The 14,508-nt window shown below is 68.3% G+C and carries 11 protein-coding genes; 6 read left to right on the top strand and 5 right to left on the bottom strand.

Annotation, left to right across the window (positions count from 1 at the left end):
* The first annotated feature begins 43 nt into the window (after positions 1-43).
* Together AB0J58_RS21795 and AB0J58_RS21790 are read left to right on the top strand one after the other, a co-directional pair.
* Complete coding sequence (locus AB0J58_RS21795; protein ID WP_364218176.1) at positions 44-946, top strand: sugar ABC transporter permease; 903 nt, start codon at positions 44-46, stop codon at positions 944-946.
* 11 nt (positions 947-957) lie between these two features.
* Positions 958-1,857 carry a carbohydrate ABC transporter permease gene (locus AB0J58_RS21790; protein ID WP_364218174.1) on the top strand — a complete coding sequence of 300 codons (900 nt, stop codon included), beginning with the start codon at positions 958-960 and terminating at the stop codon, positions 1,855-1,857.
* A gap of 79 nt (positions 1,858-1,936) precedes the next feature.
* Here the strand turns inward: AB0J58_RS21790 and AB0J58_RS21785 are convergent, their stop codons facing one another.
* From AB0J58_RS21785 to AB0J58_RS21770, 4 genes are all read right to left on the bottom strand, one after another.
* Positions 1,937-6,082, bottom strand: a complete 4,146-nt coding sequence (locus tag AB0J58_RS21785) for an NACHT and WD repeat domain-containing protein (protein WP_364218172.1) — start codon at positions 6,080-6,082, stop codon at positions 1,937-1,939.
* Positions 6,083-6,088: 6 nt separating this feature from the next.
* Positions 6,089-6,505 carry a hypothetical protein gene (locus tag AB0J58_RS21780; protein WP_364218170.1) on the bottom strand — a complete coding sequence of 139 codons (417 nt, stop codon included), beginning with the start codon at positions 6,503-6,505 and terminating at the stop codon, positions 6,089-6,091.
* A gap of 550 nt (positions 6,506-7,055) precedes the next feature.
* Complete coding sequence (locus tag AB0J58_RS21775; RefSeq protein WP_343980481.1) at positions 7,056-7,739, bottom strand: DNA alkylation repair protein; 684 nt, start codon at positions 7,737-7,739, stop codon at positions 7,056-7,058.
* A gap of 86 nt (positions 7,740-7,825) precedes the next feature.
* Positions 7,826-8,515 (bottom strand): TetR/AcrR family transcriptional regulator, encoded by a 690-nt coding sequence (locus AB0J58_RS21770; RefSeq protein WP_343980484.1) that lies wholly within the window; start codon positions 8,513-8,515, stop codon positions 7,826-7,828.
* A 123-nt stretch (positions 8,516-8,638) separates the two neighbouring features.
* Between AB0J58_RS21770 and AB0J58_RS21765 the strand changes: the two genes are divergently transcribed.
* On the top strand, positions 8,639-9,790 hold the full coding sequence (locus AB0J58_RS21765; RefSeq protein ID WP_364218168.1) for an acetyl-CoA C-acetyltransferase: 1,152 nt from the start codon (positions 8,639-8,641) through the stop codon (positions 9,788-9,790).
* A gap of 65 nt (positions 9,791-9,855) precedes the next feature.
* On the opposite strand, the gene AB0J58_RS21760 is transcribed toward AB0J58_RS21765, so the two are convergent.
* Positions 9,856-10,536 (bottom strand): hemerythrin domain-containing protein, encoded by a 681-nt coding sequence (locus AB0J58_RS21760; protein ID WP_364218166.1) that lies wholly within the window; start codon positions 10,534-10,536, stop codon positions 9,856-9,858.
* A gap of 111 nt (positions 10,537-10,647) precedes the next feature.
* On the opposite strand from AB0J58_RS21760, the gene AB0J58_RS21755 reads away from it, so the two are divergent.
* The 3 genes from AB0J58_RS21755 to AB0J58_RS21745 all read left to right on the top strand — a co-directional run bounded on the left by AB0J58_RS21755 (position 10,648) and on the right by AB0J58_RS21745 (position 14,421).
* Positions 10,648-11,742 (top strand): helix-turn-helix transcriptional regulator, encoded by a 1,095-nt coding sequence (locus AB0J58_RS21755; RefSeq protein WP_364218164.1) that lies wholly within the window; start codon positions 10,648-10,650, stop codon positions 11,740-11,742.
* Between the two features lie 353 nt (positions 11,743-12,095).
* Entirely contained in the window at positions 12,096-13,616 is a 1,521-nt protein-coding gene (locus AB0J58_RS21750) for a glycoside hydrolase family 3 N-terminal domain-containing protein (RefSeq protein WP_364218162.1), read from the top strand.
* A gap of 79 nt (positions 13,617-13,695) precedes the next feature.
* Positions 13,696-14,421, top strand: a complete 726-nt coding sequence (locus AB0J58_RS21745) for a pentapeptide repeat-containing protein (protein WP_364218160.1) — start codon at positions 13,696-13,698, stop codon at positions 14,419-14,421.
* The last annotated feature ends 87 nt before the right edge of the window (positions 14,422-14,508 follow it).

Genomic DNA, 14,508 nt, shown 5'->3' with positions numbered 1-14,508 from the left:
GGCCCGCCCGGCGGCGCGCCGATCACCGAACGGCGAGTCGCTCATGAACCACGGCCGGACACGGTTCGTCGCGGGATTCCTGGTGATCCCGGTGGCCCTCTACGTGATCTACGTGATCGCGCCCTACGCGCAGGCCTTCTACATCGCGTTCACCGACTGGCGCGGGGTGAACGCGAGCCCGCGGCTGGTGGGCCTGGAGAACTTCCAGCGCCTCGGAGCCGACAACGTGTTCTGGAAGGCCGTCAGCCACAACCTCATCCTGCTGGTCCTGATGCCGATCCTGACCCTGGGGATCGCGCTCTTCTTCGCCTTCCTGCTCAACGCGGGCGGGCGGGGCGGCACCGGGGGCATCTGGGGGTCGAAGTTCTACCGGGTGGTGTTCTTCTTCCCCCAGGTGCTGGCCGTCGCCGTGGTCGCCGTACTGTTCCAGCAGGTCTTCAGGCCCGACCGCAGCGGGATGCTCAACGCGCCGCTCATCGCCCTGGGGTTCGAGCCGATCGGTTTCCTCTCCAGCACCGGGGTCGCGTTCTGGTCGATCCTCGCCGTGCTGGTCTGGCAGGCCGTCGGCTTCTACGTCGTGCTCTTCTCCGCCGGCATCTCCTCCATCCCCCGCGACCTGTTCGAGGCGGCGGCGATCGACGGCGCGGGAGGGATACAGCTGTTCCTGCGGGTCACGCTGCCGCTGCTCTGGGACACCATCCAGGTCGGCTGGGTCTATCTCGGCATCGCCGCGCTGGACGTCTTCGCCATCGTGTGGGTGATGACGGCGGAGCACGGCGGTCCTGACCACTCCACGACCGTGATGGCGGCGGAGATCTACCGCACCGCCTTCCAGTACTTCAAGTTCGGCTACGCCTCCGCGATGGGCGTGGTGCTGTTCTTCTTCACCATCGGGTTCGCGACACTGGCCCTGCGCCTGTCGCGACGTGAGCGGATCGAGTTCTAGTGGCGGACGCCGTGATTCCCCGGAGCCGGGCCTGGGCCCGCGAGGAGCGCAGGAGGCGGCTCGGCCCCCTGTCGGCCCTGACGCACATCGCACTGCTGGTCTGGACGGTCCTGGTCGTCGTGCCGATCGTGTGGACCTTCCTCGCCTCGGTGAAGAGCGAGGACGAGATCTTCGGCGACGCCTGGTCGTTGCCGGCCTCCCTCCGCTTCGACAACTGGGCTCGTGCCTGGGAGCAGGCGCACATCGGCCAGTACATGATCAACAGCATCGTGGTGGTGGCCTTCGGCACCTTCGGCACCATGCTGTTCGGCTCGATGGCCGCGTACGTGCTGGCCCGCTACCGCTTTCGCGGCAACCGGGCGATCTATCTGCTGTTCGTCTCCGGCCTGGCCTTCCCGGTCTACCTGGCGCTGACCCCGCTGTTCTTCGTCGTGCAGAACATGGGGACGGTCCCGGTGATCGGCCCCTTCATCGGCCTGAACACGCACGGCGGGCTGGTGCTGGTGTACATCGCCTACTCGCTGCCCTTCACGGTCTTCTTCCTCGCCGCGTTCTTCAGGACGCTGCCGGGCGCGGTGGCCGAGGCGGCCTTCGTGGACGGGGCCTCGCACGCCCGGGTCTTCTTCCGGATCATGCTCCCGATGGCCAAGCCGGGCATCGTCAGCGTGACCATCTTCAACGTGCTCGGCCAGTGGAACCAGTACCAGCTGCCCCTGGTGCTGCTCACCTCGGACAGGGACAAATGGGTGCTCACCCAGGGCATCGCCGACATCTCCACGGCGGCCGGCTACGACGCCGACTGGTCGGCCCTGTTCGCCGCGCTGAGCATGGCCATCCTGCCGATGATGATCGTCTACACGCTCTTCCAGAGCCAGATCCAGAAGGGCCTCACCGCGGGCGCCCTCAAGTAGGGGGCGACGAGCCTGGTTGTCTCAGAGCCTTGCCGGGCTATCCCCGGCGTGGGTCAGGACGCGGGCATCCGAGCCGATCCTAGGAGCGGTGGATCATGAAGGTTGTGCACTCTCCGCCGGACGTTTCGACCTGGCCGCTGATCTGGTCGGGACGACTCCCGTTCACCTGGGCGCTCAGGTCGATCATCTGATACCCGAGCGGCTGTTTCACCCAATGGTCGCCTTTAAGGGTCAGGACGCCGTTTGTTATGGCACCGCGCATCATGAACGTGCCCTTCGGAACGGAAGGACCGCCCGGAGCCGTCCCGAAATCCGTCCGCGCCACCAAAGAGCGCTGGTCCGGTGCCCGGCTTACGCGCAACCGTATCGACGTCAGGCCTTGGGGGCAGGTGTAGGTTCCTTGCCAGATGCCGATCAGGCCGGAGGGGTCATCCGGCACGACAGGCGACTCCACCGTCGGAGCCGGCCGCCGACTGCTCGCCGGACACGGCGGGTCGTAGGGAATCGACTCGCCCACGTGGATCCGCCACTGAGCGGGGGTGAGAAGATCAGCCGTGAGCGCGCAGACACGATCCACCACGTCACGCGTCCGCAGGCTCCAGAGGAAGATCACGTTGTCACTGCCCGCAGTCGCCATGTTCGTCCCATCGGGACTGAACGCGACCGTCTCCACGCTGCGACCGTGCCCGAGTATGGCCTGTCCACGCATGACTGGACGGCTCCGGTCCGTCAGGTCCCAGAGCCGGATCGACCGGTCCTGGCTGACCGAGGCCATCGTCCGACCGTCAGGGGTGAAGGCCAGCGCTGACACGGTGTCCTTGTGGCCTTCGAGCGGAGCGCCGAGCGACCGCAACGACGCCGGATCGGAGAAATCCCAGAAGCGGACCGACTTGTCGCCGCTCACGCCGGCGACCGTACGCCCGTCCGGGCTGAAGACCACGGTGAAGAGGTAAGACCCACTGCCCTGTTCCTGCCCGGTCTGCCGTAGCCCGTTCCCCGCGTCGGCCTTCCATCGCCGCAGAACTCCATCGCCGTACGCCGCGGCGATAGTGGCGCCGTCAGGGCTGAAGGCCATGTCGACGAGAGGGTGCGACTGCGGGGCACTCCTGATGATCAGCTTGGGGACAGCGGGAACCGACACGTCCCACAAGGAGATCCGGCCGTCGGCATCCCCCGTCGCCAACAGCTTGCCGTCGGGCGCGATTATGGCGGCCGTGACGGTCAGCGTGTCGATCGAAAGCGGCTCCCCTTGAGGAACCGGCTTGGCGGGCACCGACACATCCCAGATCTGGACCTTGTTCAGGCCCTTGACGCCGACCATGAAGGCCCCGTCGGCGGTGGTGGACAGGTGGGGCAACAGGATCGTCTTGATACCGTTCAGCGGCACTCCCAGAGGAGGAACACGGCCTGGCCAGGAGGTGTCCCAGAGGCGTACGGTCCCGTCTCCGGCGACGCTAGCAAGCGCCTTCCCTCGCGACGTGAAGCGAAGCGACGTGATGCCCCCGGTCTGGCCGAGCACTCTGGTTCTGGGCAAGGTCCACATGCGGATGACGTCTTCGGCAGCGGACGTGGCGAGGCTGGCGCCGTCGGGGCTGAAGGCGAGCGCGTTGAGGCTGTTGCCGTGGCCGGTCATCGGCTGGCCTATGGCGGTGATGTCGGCGGGGTTACCGACGTTCCATAGCTGAACGGTTTGGTCGTTGCTCGCAGTGGCGAGGACAGGTGCCGTAGGGCTGAACGCGACGCTGGAAATGGTGTTCGTGTGGCTCGTTTGAACGAAACCGAGCGACTGAGGCTTCGCGCGATCCACCAGGCTCCACAGGCGGACGATCGCGTTCTCCCAGGTCGTCGCGAGCAGCAGCCCATCGAAGCTGATGTCCACTGCTGAGGAGTCCGCCTTAATGGGTTCACCCAGCGCGGTCGGCGTCCTACGATCGGACATGTCCCAGAGCTGGACCTTCTCGTCAGTGCCGCTGGTGACCAGCGTGCGACTGTCCGGGCTGAACTTCATGTGGTAGGCGGCGCTTGTGTGTGCCGTCACCGGCCTGGCCAGTATCGCGGGGCGCTCCGGATCGCTCACATCCCAGATGTGGAGGCGTCCGCTCGCCAGTGCGACGAGCGTACGACCGTCCGGGCTCCAGGCCAGCGCATTGGCGATCTCCCAGGAGCCTTCCAAGGGCTTCCCAAGCTGTGTGGCCTGGGCCGGATCCGACACGTTCCACAGCCTGACCCCTTTACCGAAGCCCCCGCTCGCCAAGGTCCGCCCATCAGGACTGAACGCCACAGAGGTCACCTTGTCGGGCTCGGAGAGAGGGCGTCCCAGGGGGGCCGGGCGTGTGGGATCGGTGACGTCCCACAGACGGACCGTGTTGTCGTGGCCGGCACTGGCCAGGACGCGCCCGTCGGATCTCCACGCCAGCCCCTCCACATCATCCGTATGCCCGGCCAGGGGGTGGCCGAGGGCGGCGTTCTGGGTGGCCAGCAACCGGGTGTAGGTCTCGTCGCTGGGCCGCATCCGGTGGGCGGCCAGACTGAGCTGCGCGGATAGGGAGACATCGATCGGCTGGAGACGGTCGGCCTCGGCGAGAAGCCGGGCGTACACGGCGAGATTGCGTTCAGTGACGGCCTCGCGCTGCTTCAGGAACGCAAAACCGGCCGCGCCGACGGAGAGCACGGTGAGTAACACGAGCGTGGTCGCGAGTATGGTGCGCAGCCGCCGGGCCCGCCGGTGCTGCCGGATCGAGGACGTGAGGAACCGGTGGGCACCGGGGCTGAGTTGAGGGGCCGCAGTACGGCTTGCCCAGGATTCGGCCATCGTCAGACGCGCACCCCGGTACAGCAAGCTGGCGTCCTCATCCTTGATCCATGCCGCAGCGGCGTCCTCCAGTCCCTGCTGTACGAGCCGGTCATCACGATCGCCATTGATCCAGTTGCGCAGGGCGGGCCAGCTGTACAGCAGCGCGTCATGAGTGATCTCGACGGTGTCCTGATCGGTGCTGAGCAGGCGGGCCCCGGTGAAAGCGCTGATCACGATGTCGACGGCATGCGGATCGGAGCTCAGCGCCCGAAGTTCCGCTGCGGGGAGCCGTCTGCGAGTGTCCTGGCTCTCGTCGCTGATCTTGACAAGCCGGACAAAGACCTGCGCCGCGATGGCCCGGCCTTCCGGCGTCAGACCGGCGAGGGTGTGATCCGCACTGATTTCGATCGCCCGCGCGATTCCGCCCGTTGCCTCGTACCCTTCAATGGTCAGTCGGCTTCCGCTCTTACGCTGCCAGGCCGCGCGAAGCGCGTGCGCCAGCAGCGGCAGCTTTCCCGCCTCGTAATCGCGTACGCCGTTGGACCCCGGGCGGGATGTCGTCCCAAGGTCGCGCAGCAGGATCTCGGGAAGGCCGGATTCGATCTCCAGGAGGGCACTTTCAGCTGGAAATATGATCGCTTCGCGAAGTTCGTCCTCCGACATCGCACCGACCAGAAGCGGAGTGTCCTCAAGCGCGCGGCGCAGCACGGGGTAGTCGTTGCAGGCCGCGAAGTAGTCGGCCCTGATGCCGAGCACGACGAGCGCGATCGCCTCGCCCTCCGAGTTTCGTTCGGCGAGCGTGGCCAACGCCTGGATGAAGAGCGTTCGCTCGGTCTCATCCGCGCCCTGAGTGAAGAGTTCCTCGAACTGATCGACCACGATGACGACCCGGCTCGTCGGCCGGACCGTTCGAATGATCGCGGCGGCGGTAGCGGGCGCGGCTCGAACCTCGGACGCGACATCTCCGGTTTCCCGCCCCGCCAGACCGGCGATCTCCGTAGCGAGAACGCCCAGAGGGTCGGCGCCTGGGGTGATGAGCATCATCGACCATTGGAGCGATCCAGGTAGTGCGGACGCCTTCAACTCCGCGACGAGACCCGCCTGCAGGAGTGACGACTTGCCCGCACCGGAAGGTCCAATGACGATCTGCAGACCTCCGGTGCGCAGGCGCAGGTCCATCCGACCGATGAGATCGGCGATCAGGTAGTCGCGACCGAAGAACCATTCGGCTCTGTCCGGAGTGAACGCGGCCAGGCCAGGGTAAGGACAGCCCACTGCCGTGGGATCGGCGACGACTCGCCGACGATTCCGGGTTCCGGAGCGATAGTAGAGGTGAATGTCTCGACCGGCTTGATTGACTTGGGCTGAGCCGGATGCCTGCGCGTCGAAATGGAGGTGTTGTTCGTCGCGCGGATCCTGAGCGCCGTTCACTGCTTTTTACTTCTCGTTGATGGTCATATCGCGAGCCGACTGATAAACGCGCGCGTTGTCGCTCGCATTCGCCCGCATGACGATCGAGCCCACCCGCGAACGCTCCTCGGGTTCGAGAACCGGAAGGAGCTCGTCGTTCAGAACTCGGCGCAACTCCTCGGCAAGCGCCGGATCGGTACGGACGAGCTCCCGGAAACGGAGTTGCCAGATCGCGGTGACGGCGTTGGCGGCTTCGGAGTCATCCTCCTCGTGAGCCGCGACGACGATCTCCTGGGCCGCGTCGAGTTCTCGTCCGATTGCCTCCGACTCGGTTGCATCGTGGCGGCTCCATAACTTCACTACCAGGTCTTTGGTGCGCTGCCACCCATCCGTGGCCATCGCCGAAACAACTGCGGTTGCCGCTGCTAAAACCAAGGGATCCACTTATGTACACCTCCGGCCGCTACTCCGAATTACAGCATGGAGGCGATTAATACGCAATCGGAGGAAGTTATGGAGTCATGTAGCGGTTCGCTGTGAATTGCGAACCGTCGAGCATTTCGGTGAACAGACCATCCATATGTCCGACCTGGCCGGTTCCTGCGCGAGCGGGGGTCGGTGTACAGGGTCGCCGACCGATCTGGACCCGGCGATCGAACTCGGATATGTGGCGCTGGAAGAGGTGCCGGATAGGCATTTTATCTGCCATATTCACCTTAAGCATCGATTTAAGCCTATTTGGGTGATTTATCCACTCTGGCTTGGAGGCGGGTTCGGCTCTGGGACCATGCGCTAGCGCGGTCGGCCCGGCCCAGGTCCACCCGAACATCATCGACTTCTGTGAGCGCCTCGTACCGCGACTCGAACTTTTCCCATAGGAGCCGCCCCACGGCCAGTGATCATTGAAATCACCGTTTGCCGCGAGACCGGCATGTCCGAGTCCGGATGATAGGGGCACGACCTCCCCGGGAGAGCACGACAGCGCGGAACCGGGTCAGCGCACCGGGAGGTTCTTCAGGGCCTCGCGGCGGCTCAGGCCGCTGATGCCGGTGTGGTCGACATAGCGGACGACCTCGTCGGGGTTGGTCTTGGCGTACTCGCGCAGGGCCCAGCCGATCGCCTTACGGGCGAAGAAGTCGTTGTCCGACAGGCTCGGCTCGATGCAGGCGTACAGCAGGCCGGTGTCGGTGGCGGCCTTGAAGCGGTTCTGGGAGAGGATGGCCGTCCGGCGCTTCCACAGGTCGGTGCCGCGGGCCCAGCGGAGCACGAGGGGGCGCATGGTGTCGGGGAAGGCCGCGAGCAGGCCGCCGACGCGGTGGACGGCGAGGTCGTCGACGTAATCCCACCAGGCTCCGGTGACGATCATCTCCTCGTACATCGGCAGCGCGTCGAGCGTCTGGAAGCCCCGGTAGAGACGGAAGCCGGTCAGTTCGATCGCCGCGTAGCGCTCCTCGCGGTACTCGGCCCCGTGCCACAGGGCCAGTGTCGCCTCCCGCCAGGCGGGCGCCGTCTCCATGTAGTACTCGGTGAACACCCGCTTCAGCGCCGCGCGGCGAGGTGCGGCCTGCACCCCGAGGAAGGGCATCTCCGACTTCATGTAGGCCCGCATGACCGGGGCCTTGGCGGAGTCGGCCACCTCGGTGAGTGCCATGCGCACGGCCTTCTGCAGTATCTCCACGCTCGCCCACCACTTCCGTTCGCTTCGCGGACGGCTTGATTCTCACAGGCCGGGTCGCTCTTCGCGCGGGGTTCCGCTCACGGGCGTCAAGCCTTCTGGCTGCTCCGCTCGCCGGTCGCCAGGCCGTCGAACAGGACGGTGATGTAGTGCTCGGCGAGACCCGCGGTGTTGAGGCGTCCTCCCGGGCGGAACCAGCGCACCGCCACCCAGATGGTGTCGCGGATCATGCGGTAGGTGAGCTTGGGGTCGACGTCGGCGCGGAACAGGCCGGCGGCCTGGCCGAGCTTGATCTGCCCGACCCACATCCGCTCGACCTCGTCCTCGGCCTTGACCAGGTAGTCGAAGCGGTCACCGGGGAGCGACTGCAGGTAGTTCCAGTCGTTCTGCATGACGGTGATCGCCGCGCGGTGGGGCTCCAGGGTGCTGAACCCGATGCGCACCATCTCTGAGAGAATCGTGCGGGCGTCGCCGTCCTGCTCCAGGGCGGCGCGGTAGCGGCCGACGAGGTCGTCGAGGAAGGTGGTCAGCACCTCGTCGACGATCGTCTCCTTGGAGTCGAAGTGGTGGTAGAGGCTTCCGGAGAGGATGCCGGCCTCTTCGGCGATCTCCCGGACGGTGGTCGCCTGGAAGCCCTTGCGGGCGAAGAGTTCGGCGGCGAGTTTGACGAGATGGTCGCGGCGCTCTGACGCGGGGCCGGATGCGGCCGCGCGCTTGGTCCCGCCCTGGCGCTTGACCGGGGTCGTGGTCGCGCCGCCGGAGTTCTTTCGCGTGTTCACCCCACCATTATGAGCCCTTGCGCAATCGCTTGTTCACCGAAACGCGCCAGCTCATCCCGGCCCCTGTTTGTAACCAAGCGCTTGCTACCATTGTCGTCAGGTGAAGACCGAAGGGATCAGGCAATGACCGAGGCATACATCGTCGGCGCGGTCCGTACCCCGGTGGGCCGCAGGAACGGCGGTCTCGCCGACGCGCACCCAGCCGACCTGGGCGCCCACGCCATCCGCGAACTCGTCGGGCGCACCGGCGTGGACCCCGAGGCCGTGGACGACGTCGTGTTCGGGTGCGTCGACACCGTCGGCCCGCAGGCCGGCGACATCGCCCGCACCTGCTGGCTGGCCGCCGGGCTGCCCGAGGGGGTGCCCGGCGTCACCGTCGACCGCCAGTGCGGCTCCTCCCAGCAGGCGCTCCACTTCGCCGCCCAGGCGGTGCTGTCGGGTACCGCCGACCTGATCGTCGCCGGCGGCGTGCAGAACATGAGCCGGGTCCCGATCGGCTATGCCATGACCGCCGGGCAGGCGCTCGGTTTCGACAGCCCGTTCGCGGGCTCCAAGGGCTGGCAGGCCCGGTACGGCGGACAGGAGGTGTCGCAGTTCCGAGGCGCCGAAATGATCGCCGAAAAATGGGATATATCGCGACTTGAGATGGAGGAGTTCGCGTACGAGTCCCACCGGCGGGCACTCGGTGCGATCGACGAGGGCCGCTTCTCCGCCGAGATCGTCCCTTACGAGGGCGTCTCCGTCGACGAGGGCCCGCGCCGTGACACCAGTCTGGAGCGGATGGCCGGGCTCAAGACCCTGGTCGAGGGGGGAAGGCTCACCGCCGCGCTCTCCTCGCAGATCTCCGACGGCGCGGCCGCGCTTCTCCTCGCCTCCGAGCGGGCGGTCAAGGCCCATGGGCTGACCCCGCGCGCCCGGATCCACCACATCTCCGCCCGCGGCGACGACCCCGTCATGATGCTCTCGGCGCCGATCCCCGCCACCGCGTACGCCCTGCGCAGGGCGGGTATGACGATCGGCGACATCGACGCCGTCGAGATCAACGAGGCGTTCGCCCCAGTCGTGCTGGCCTGGCTGAAGGAGACCGGCGCCGACCCCGGCCGGGTCAATCCCAACGGCGGTGCCATCGCCCTCGGTCACCCGCTCGGCGCGACCGGCGCCCGGCTGATGACTTCGCTCCTGCACGAGCTGGAGCGGACCGGCGGCCGGTACGGGCTGCAGACGATGTGCGAGGGCGGCGGCCAGGCCAACGTCACGATCATCGAAAGGCTCTAGAGCCGGCGGTTCGTCAAGGCGGGGGTAGAGGTCGAGGGGCCGCTGCGGTGCTGCGGAACAAGCGGTCACGCATGGAGTTCGCCGCTCGCCGGGGCAGTGGAGACGAGGGCGTGGAGCGCGGCCGAGTCGGCGGCGCCGAGCACGCGGTCGCCGATCGCGAGCACACCCTTCACCACCTCCGGCGGAGCCGTGGCGGCCATCCGCCGGACGAGCCCGGTCCGGGTCGGTCGGTCGAGGGACGGCAACATCAGTTCCAGGCTGATCATCTGGATCTCCGGCGTCGTCTCGGCCATGAACGCCGCCCGTGCCGCCGCGATCTCCTCGTCGGTGCAGCGGGCCCAGATGCGTGGCATCACCACGGTCTCCTCCTCGTGCAGGTGCGGGAGGTAGGCCGCGGTGAATCTGGCCAGGTCGCGGTAGAAGGCGAGGCCGGCCACCGGATCGGGCTTGACGACGAGCGCGTCGAAGCCCTCAGCCAGGTACTGCTCCAGCTCCTCCAGGTCCGTGTGCTGCTCGGCGATCGCGTCGGTGGCCTGGTGCTCGTACGGGTCCAGGACGCGCAGGATGTGCCGGTCCTCGTGTTCGGTGTGCGAACGCAGCAGCGCCAGCAGGGGCTGCCAGCGCGCCGCCAACTGCTCGACGTCGTCGTCGTCGGCCCAGTCGGTGGCGCCCGCCAGCATCGTGACCTCGAACAGGCCCCGGCGCAGTGCCTTGTGAATGTGGGTGAACAGGTCGTCCCGTTCCATGTTCGGCTCCTTCAGATCGAATGCTGAAAAGGCTAGGAAGGGGCAGCCGGGGAGCGGTATCCCATAAACATGGGGGTGGTGAGGAGGCCACGTACGGGCGATCCTTTGAACATGGACCTGCACGAAGGGCTGCGCCGGATCGCGGTACGGGGGGGTGACCTCACCGAGGTGCGCACGGAACTCGACCGGTTGCTGCGCCGGGTCATCGGGTACGATATCGCGGCGATCTCGACGGTCGACCCGGCCACCCTGCTGTGGACGAGCTGCTTCGTCACCGGGATCGGGCACGAAGGCGGCGCGGACCGCGAGCGCATCATCTTCGATCTCGAGTTCCGTGACGCGGACCTCAACGGCTATACCCGGCTGGCCAACGCCGCCGTGCCCGTCGCGGGGTTGCACCAGGCCACCGGCGGCCGGATCTCCGAGGCGGCGCGATATGAACCGCTGCTGCGTGAGCTCGGGATTTGCGACGAGGCCCGCGTGATGTTGCGGTCCCGCAACGGCTGCTGGGGGTCGCTGACGCTCTACCGGTGCACGCCGTCGCCGCCGTTCGGGGCGGCCGAGCTCGCGGCGTTGACCGGGGCGGTCTCCCTCATCGCGGACCTGTTCCGGCTGACCCTGCTCCGTGCCGCCTTGGACGTCGCCGAGGGCATCGAAGATCCTCCGGGGATGTTGCTCGTACGCTCCGGTGGCGAGGTCGAGACGCTCAGCACCCAGGCGCGCACGTGGCTGGAGGCCATCGACGATCGGGGCCGCATACCGAGTGTGGTCAGGTCCGTCGTGGCCGCCGCCCAGGCCGGGAACGGCCCGGCCACTGCCGCCCTGCCGGCCCGGGGCGGACGGTGGGTGGTGCTGCACGGCTCGCCGATCGAGGGGTCGGCGGACCGGGTGGCCCTCATCGTCGAGGGCGCCCGTCCCGCCGTGCTCGGTCAGATCATCGCCAGGGCCTACGACCTGACCTCGCGCGAGCGTGAGGTGACGGCGTTGGCCGCGCAGGGGCGCAGCACCCGCCAGATGGCCGCCGTGCTCGGCATCTCGCCGTTCACGGTGCAGGACCATCTGAAGGCGGTCTTCGCCAAGACGGGAACTCACAGCCGGGGTGAGCTGGTGGCCTCACTACATACCCAGCACTACGCTCCGCGCGTGGCGGCGGGGGCGGCTCCGAGCCCGTACGGCTGGTACCTCGATGACGAATGTTCCGTCTAGTAGGACTTGGTTACTTCGGGTAGGAGACGGGCCGAACACCACGCGTCCGACGTCGCCGACGACCCCGGGGCCGTCGGCGAATCCGCGTTCCCCGCGCGGGCTCTCGGCGCACCGTCCCGGGTGAGTGGTTCCGGACCCTCGATTCGCTTCCCGTGCCACGCTCCTCACTCCTGGTTCCGACCCGCGAGCCTTTACTCGAAGACCAATGGTCAGCCCACTAGCAATTAGGAAACTTTCCTATTAGATTTGCGCCAAGCCGCCGTGGGAGCGCTTTCCCCGGAGGTTCTGGACAACGTGGGGTCTGCGCGCCTTCGGCATGGGACGCCGGCCGGTCGTCAGGCGAGGAGTGGTGAATGAAGCGCGGCCCAGAGCTGCTCCGTCTGGCGGAGACCGTCGTCCTTCCCGGTTTCGAGGGCAAGACCCCGCCCGACTGGGTGCGGCGCCGGCTCGGCGAAGGGCTGGCCGGGGTGGTGCTCTTCTCCAGGAACATCGCCACCCCCACCCAGGTCGCCGACCTCACCGCCGCGCTCCGCGAGGAGAACCCCCAGGTCCTCGTCGGCATCGACGAGGAGTCGGGCGAGGTCACCCGCCTGGAGGCGGCCGGCGGGAGCACCCGGCCGGGCAACTTCGCCCTCGGCGTGGTCGACGACACCGGCCTCACCGAGGAGATCGCCGCCGACCTCGGCCGTGACCTGGCCCTGGCGGGCGTCAACCTCAACTTCGCCCCCTCGGCGGATGTGAACTCCAACCCCGACAACCCGGTCATCGGCCTGCGCTCCTTCGGCGCGGACCCCGATCTCGTCGCCAGGCACACCGCGGCCTGGATCCGGGGCATGCAGTCGGCGGGCGTGGCGGCCTGCGCCAAGCACTTCCCCGGCCACGGCGACACCTCGGTCGACTCCCACCACGGCGTGCCGCTGGTCGCCGCCACCGGGGGGGAACTGCGCGACGTGGCGCTGCGGCCCTTCCGCGCGGCCGTCGAGCAGGGGGTGCGCACGGTCATGACCGGCCACCTGCTCGTCTCCGCCCTGGACCCCGTGATGGCCGCCACGCTCAGCCGCCGGGTCCTGCACGACCTGCTCAGGGTCGAGCTGGGCTTCGAAGGCGTCATCGTCACCGACGGCATCGAGATGACCGCGGTCTCCGGCCCGTACGGCATCGGCGGCGCCTCCGCCCTCGCCGTCGCCGCGGGCGCCGACGCGGTCTGCGTGGGCGGCGAGCACGCAGGAGAGGAGACCGCGATCGCGATCAGGGACGCGATCGCGGACGCCGTGATCGAGGGCAGGCTCCCCGAGGAACGGCTGGCCGACGCCGCCCGCCGCGTCCGCGAGCTCGCCCTCTGGACCGCGACCGCCCACCGGGACACGCCCGCGCGCGCCGCCTCCGGCGGCTCCGGCGACGCGTCGATCGGCCTGGCCGCGGCCCGGCGCGCACTGCGGGTCACCCGCCGCTCCGCGACCGCGTCCTTCCCCCTGTCCGCCCCGCCGCACGTCGCCGAACTCGCCCCCGAGATGAACCTCGCCATCGAGAAGGACACCCCCTGGGGCGTCGGCGAGCCGCTCGGCAAGCTCCTCCCCGGCACCACGGTGACCCGGCTGGACGCCTCCACCGCCACCGGAAGCGCCATCGAGGCCGTACTCGCCACCGCGGCCGGACGCCCCCTGGTCATCGTCGTCCGCGACGCGCACCGCCACCCCTGGCAGACCGACGCGCTCCGGCACCTGCTGGCCGCCCGCTCCGACGCCGTCGTGGTGGAGATGGGCCTGCCCGGACGCTCCGACCTCGGCGCCGTGCACGTCGCCACCCACGGATCCGCCCGCGTCTGCGGCCAGGCGGCCGCCGAACTCCTCGCCGGGGACGAGAGCGCGACCTGACCGGCGGCGCGTCCCCGGCGTCGACGTACGGGGCGGGCGGCGCGGTGATTCTGTCGGGGCGGGCTGCTTGAATCGCCGGATGGATGTGGCACGGTTGCTGGCGGACCAGCGGGAGATCAACGGGTTCGATCTGGCGAAGCTCTCGCTCGGCGATCATCTGACCGGCGAGGGGCCCTACGTCTTCAAGGAGTGCGACCTCACCGGCGCCGACTTCAGCGGGGCGTCGCTCGTGGGGGCCTCGTTCGAGGGATGCGCCCTGGAGCGGGCCGACTTCCGCCGTACGGATCTGGACGGGGCGCGTTTCTCCGGCGGCGGGGGAGCGGGGCTCAGGTTCGCGAACGCCGAGCTCGTCGACGCGGCCTTCACCGACGTCGACCTGTCGGGTGCGAACTTCGGGCGGGCACTGCTCACCGACGTCGTCTTCACCGGCTGCCGCATGATCGGCGCGGTGCTGACCGGTTGCCGGGGCATCGGCTACCGGTTCGACGGCTCCAACCTGATGCTGGCCGACCTGATCGGCTGCTCGTTCCGGGGAGCCCACCTGCGGGGCACCCGCCTCGACGAGGCCAACCTGTCGAGTTGCGACTTCACCAACGCCGTGTTCGAGGACTGCCGCATGATCGGCGCCCGCACCGTCGACACGGTCTTCACCATGGCCGACCTGCGCGGCCTGGACCTCGGCGAGGTCGACGACACCCGGCTCCGCTCGCTGCGCGGAGCGATCATCAGCCCGTCCCAGGCCGCCCTGATCCTCGCCTCCCGAGGGCTGACCGTCAACGACCCCCTCCTGAAGGAGGGGGCTTGAGGCGCAGCGATGCGCTTGACAAGCCCCGCGTTGACCAGCCCTGGCCGTCAGCTCAAGGAGGTGCGTTGTGATGGCCACGTTGAACAT

Source organism: Streptosporangium sp. NPDC049644 (assembly GCF_040675205.1).
GTDB classification, from domain to species: Bacteria; Actinomycetota; Actinomycetes; order Streptosporangiales; family Streptosporangiaceae; genus Streptosporangium; species Streptosporangium fukuiense.
This window is presented reverse-complemented; position numbering and strand designations above follow the sequence as displayed.

Excerpts from the sequence above, each read along its gene's own strand:
- AB0J58_RS21795 (WP_364218176.1), top strand. The coding sequence starts at position 44 with ATGAACCACGGCCGGACACGGTTCGTCGCGGGATTCCTGGTGATCCCG.
- AB0J58_RS21765 (WP_364218168.1), top strand. The coding sequence starts at position 8,639 with ATGACCGAGGCATACATCGTCGGCGCGGTCCGTACCCCGGTGGGCCGC.
- AB0J58_RS21760 (WP_364218166.1), bottom strand. The coding sequence starts at position 10,536 with ATGGAACGGGACGACCTGTTCACCCACATTCACAAGGCACTGCGCCGG.
- AB0J58_RS21755 (WP_364218164.1), top strand. The coding sequence starts at position 10,648 with ATGGACCTGCACGAAGGGCTGCGCCGGATCGCGGTACGGGGGGGTGAC.
- AB0J58_RS21750 (WP_364218162.1), top strand. The coding sequence starts at position 12,096 with ATGAAGCGCGGCCCAGAGCTGCTCCGTCTGGCGGAGACCGTCGTCCTT.
- AB0J58_RS21745 (WP_364218160.1), top strand. The coding sequence starts at position 13,696 with ATGGATGTGGCACGGTTGCTGGCGGACCAGCGGGAGATCAACGGGTTC.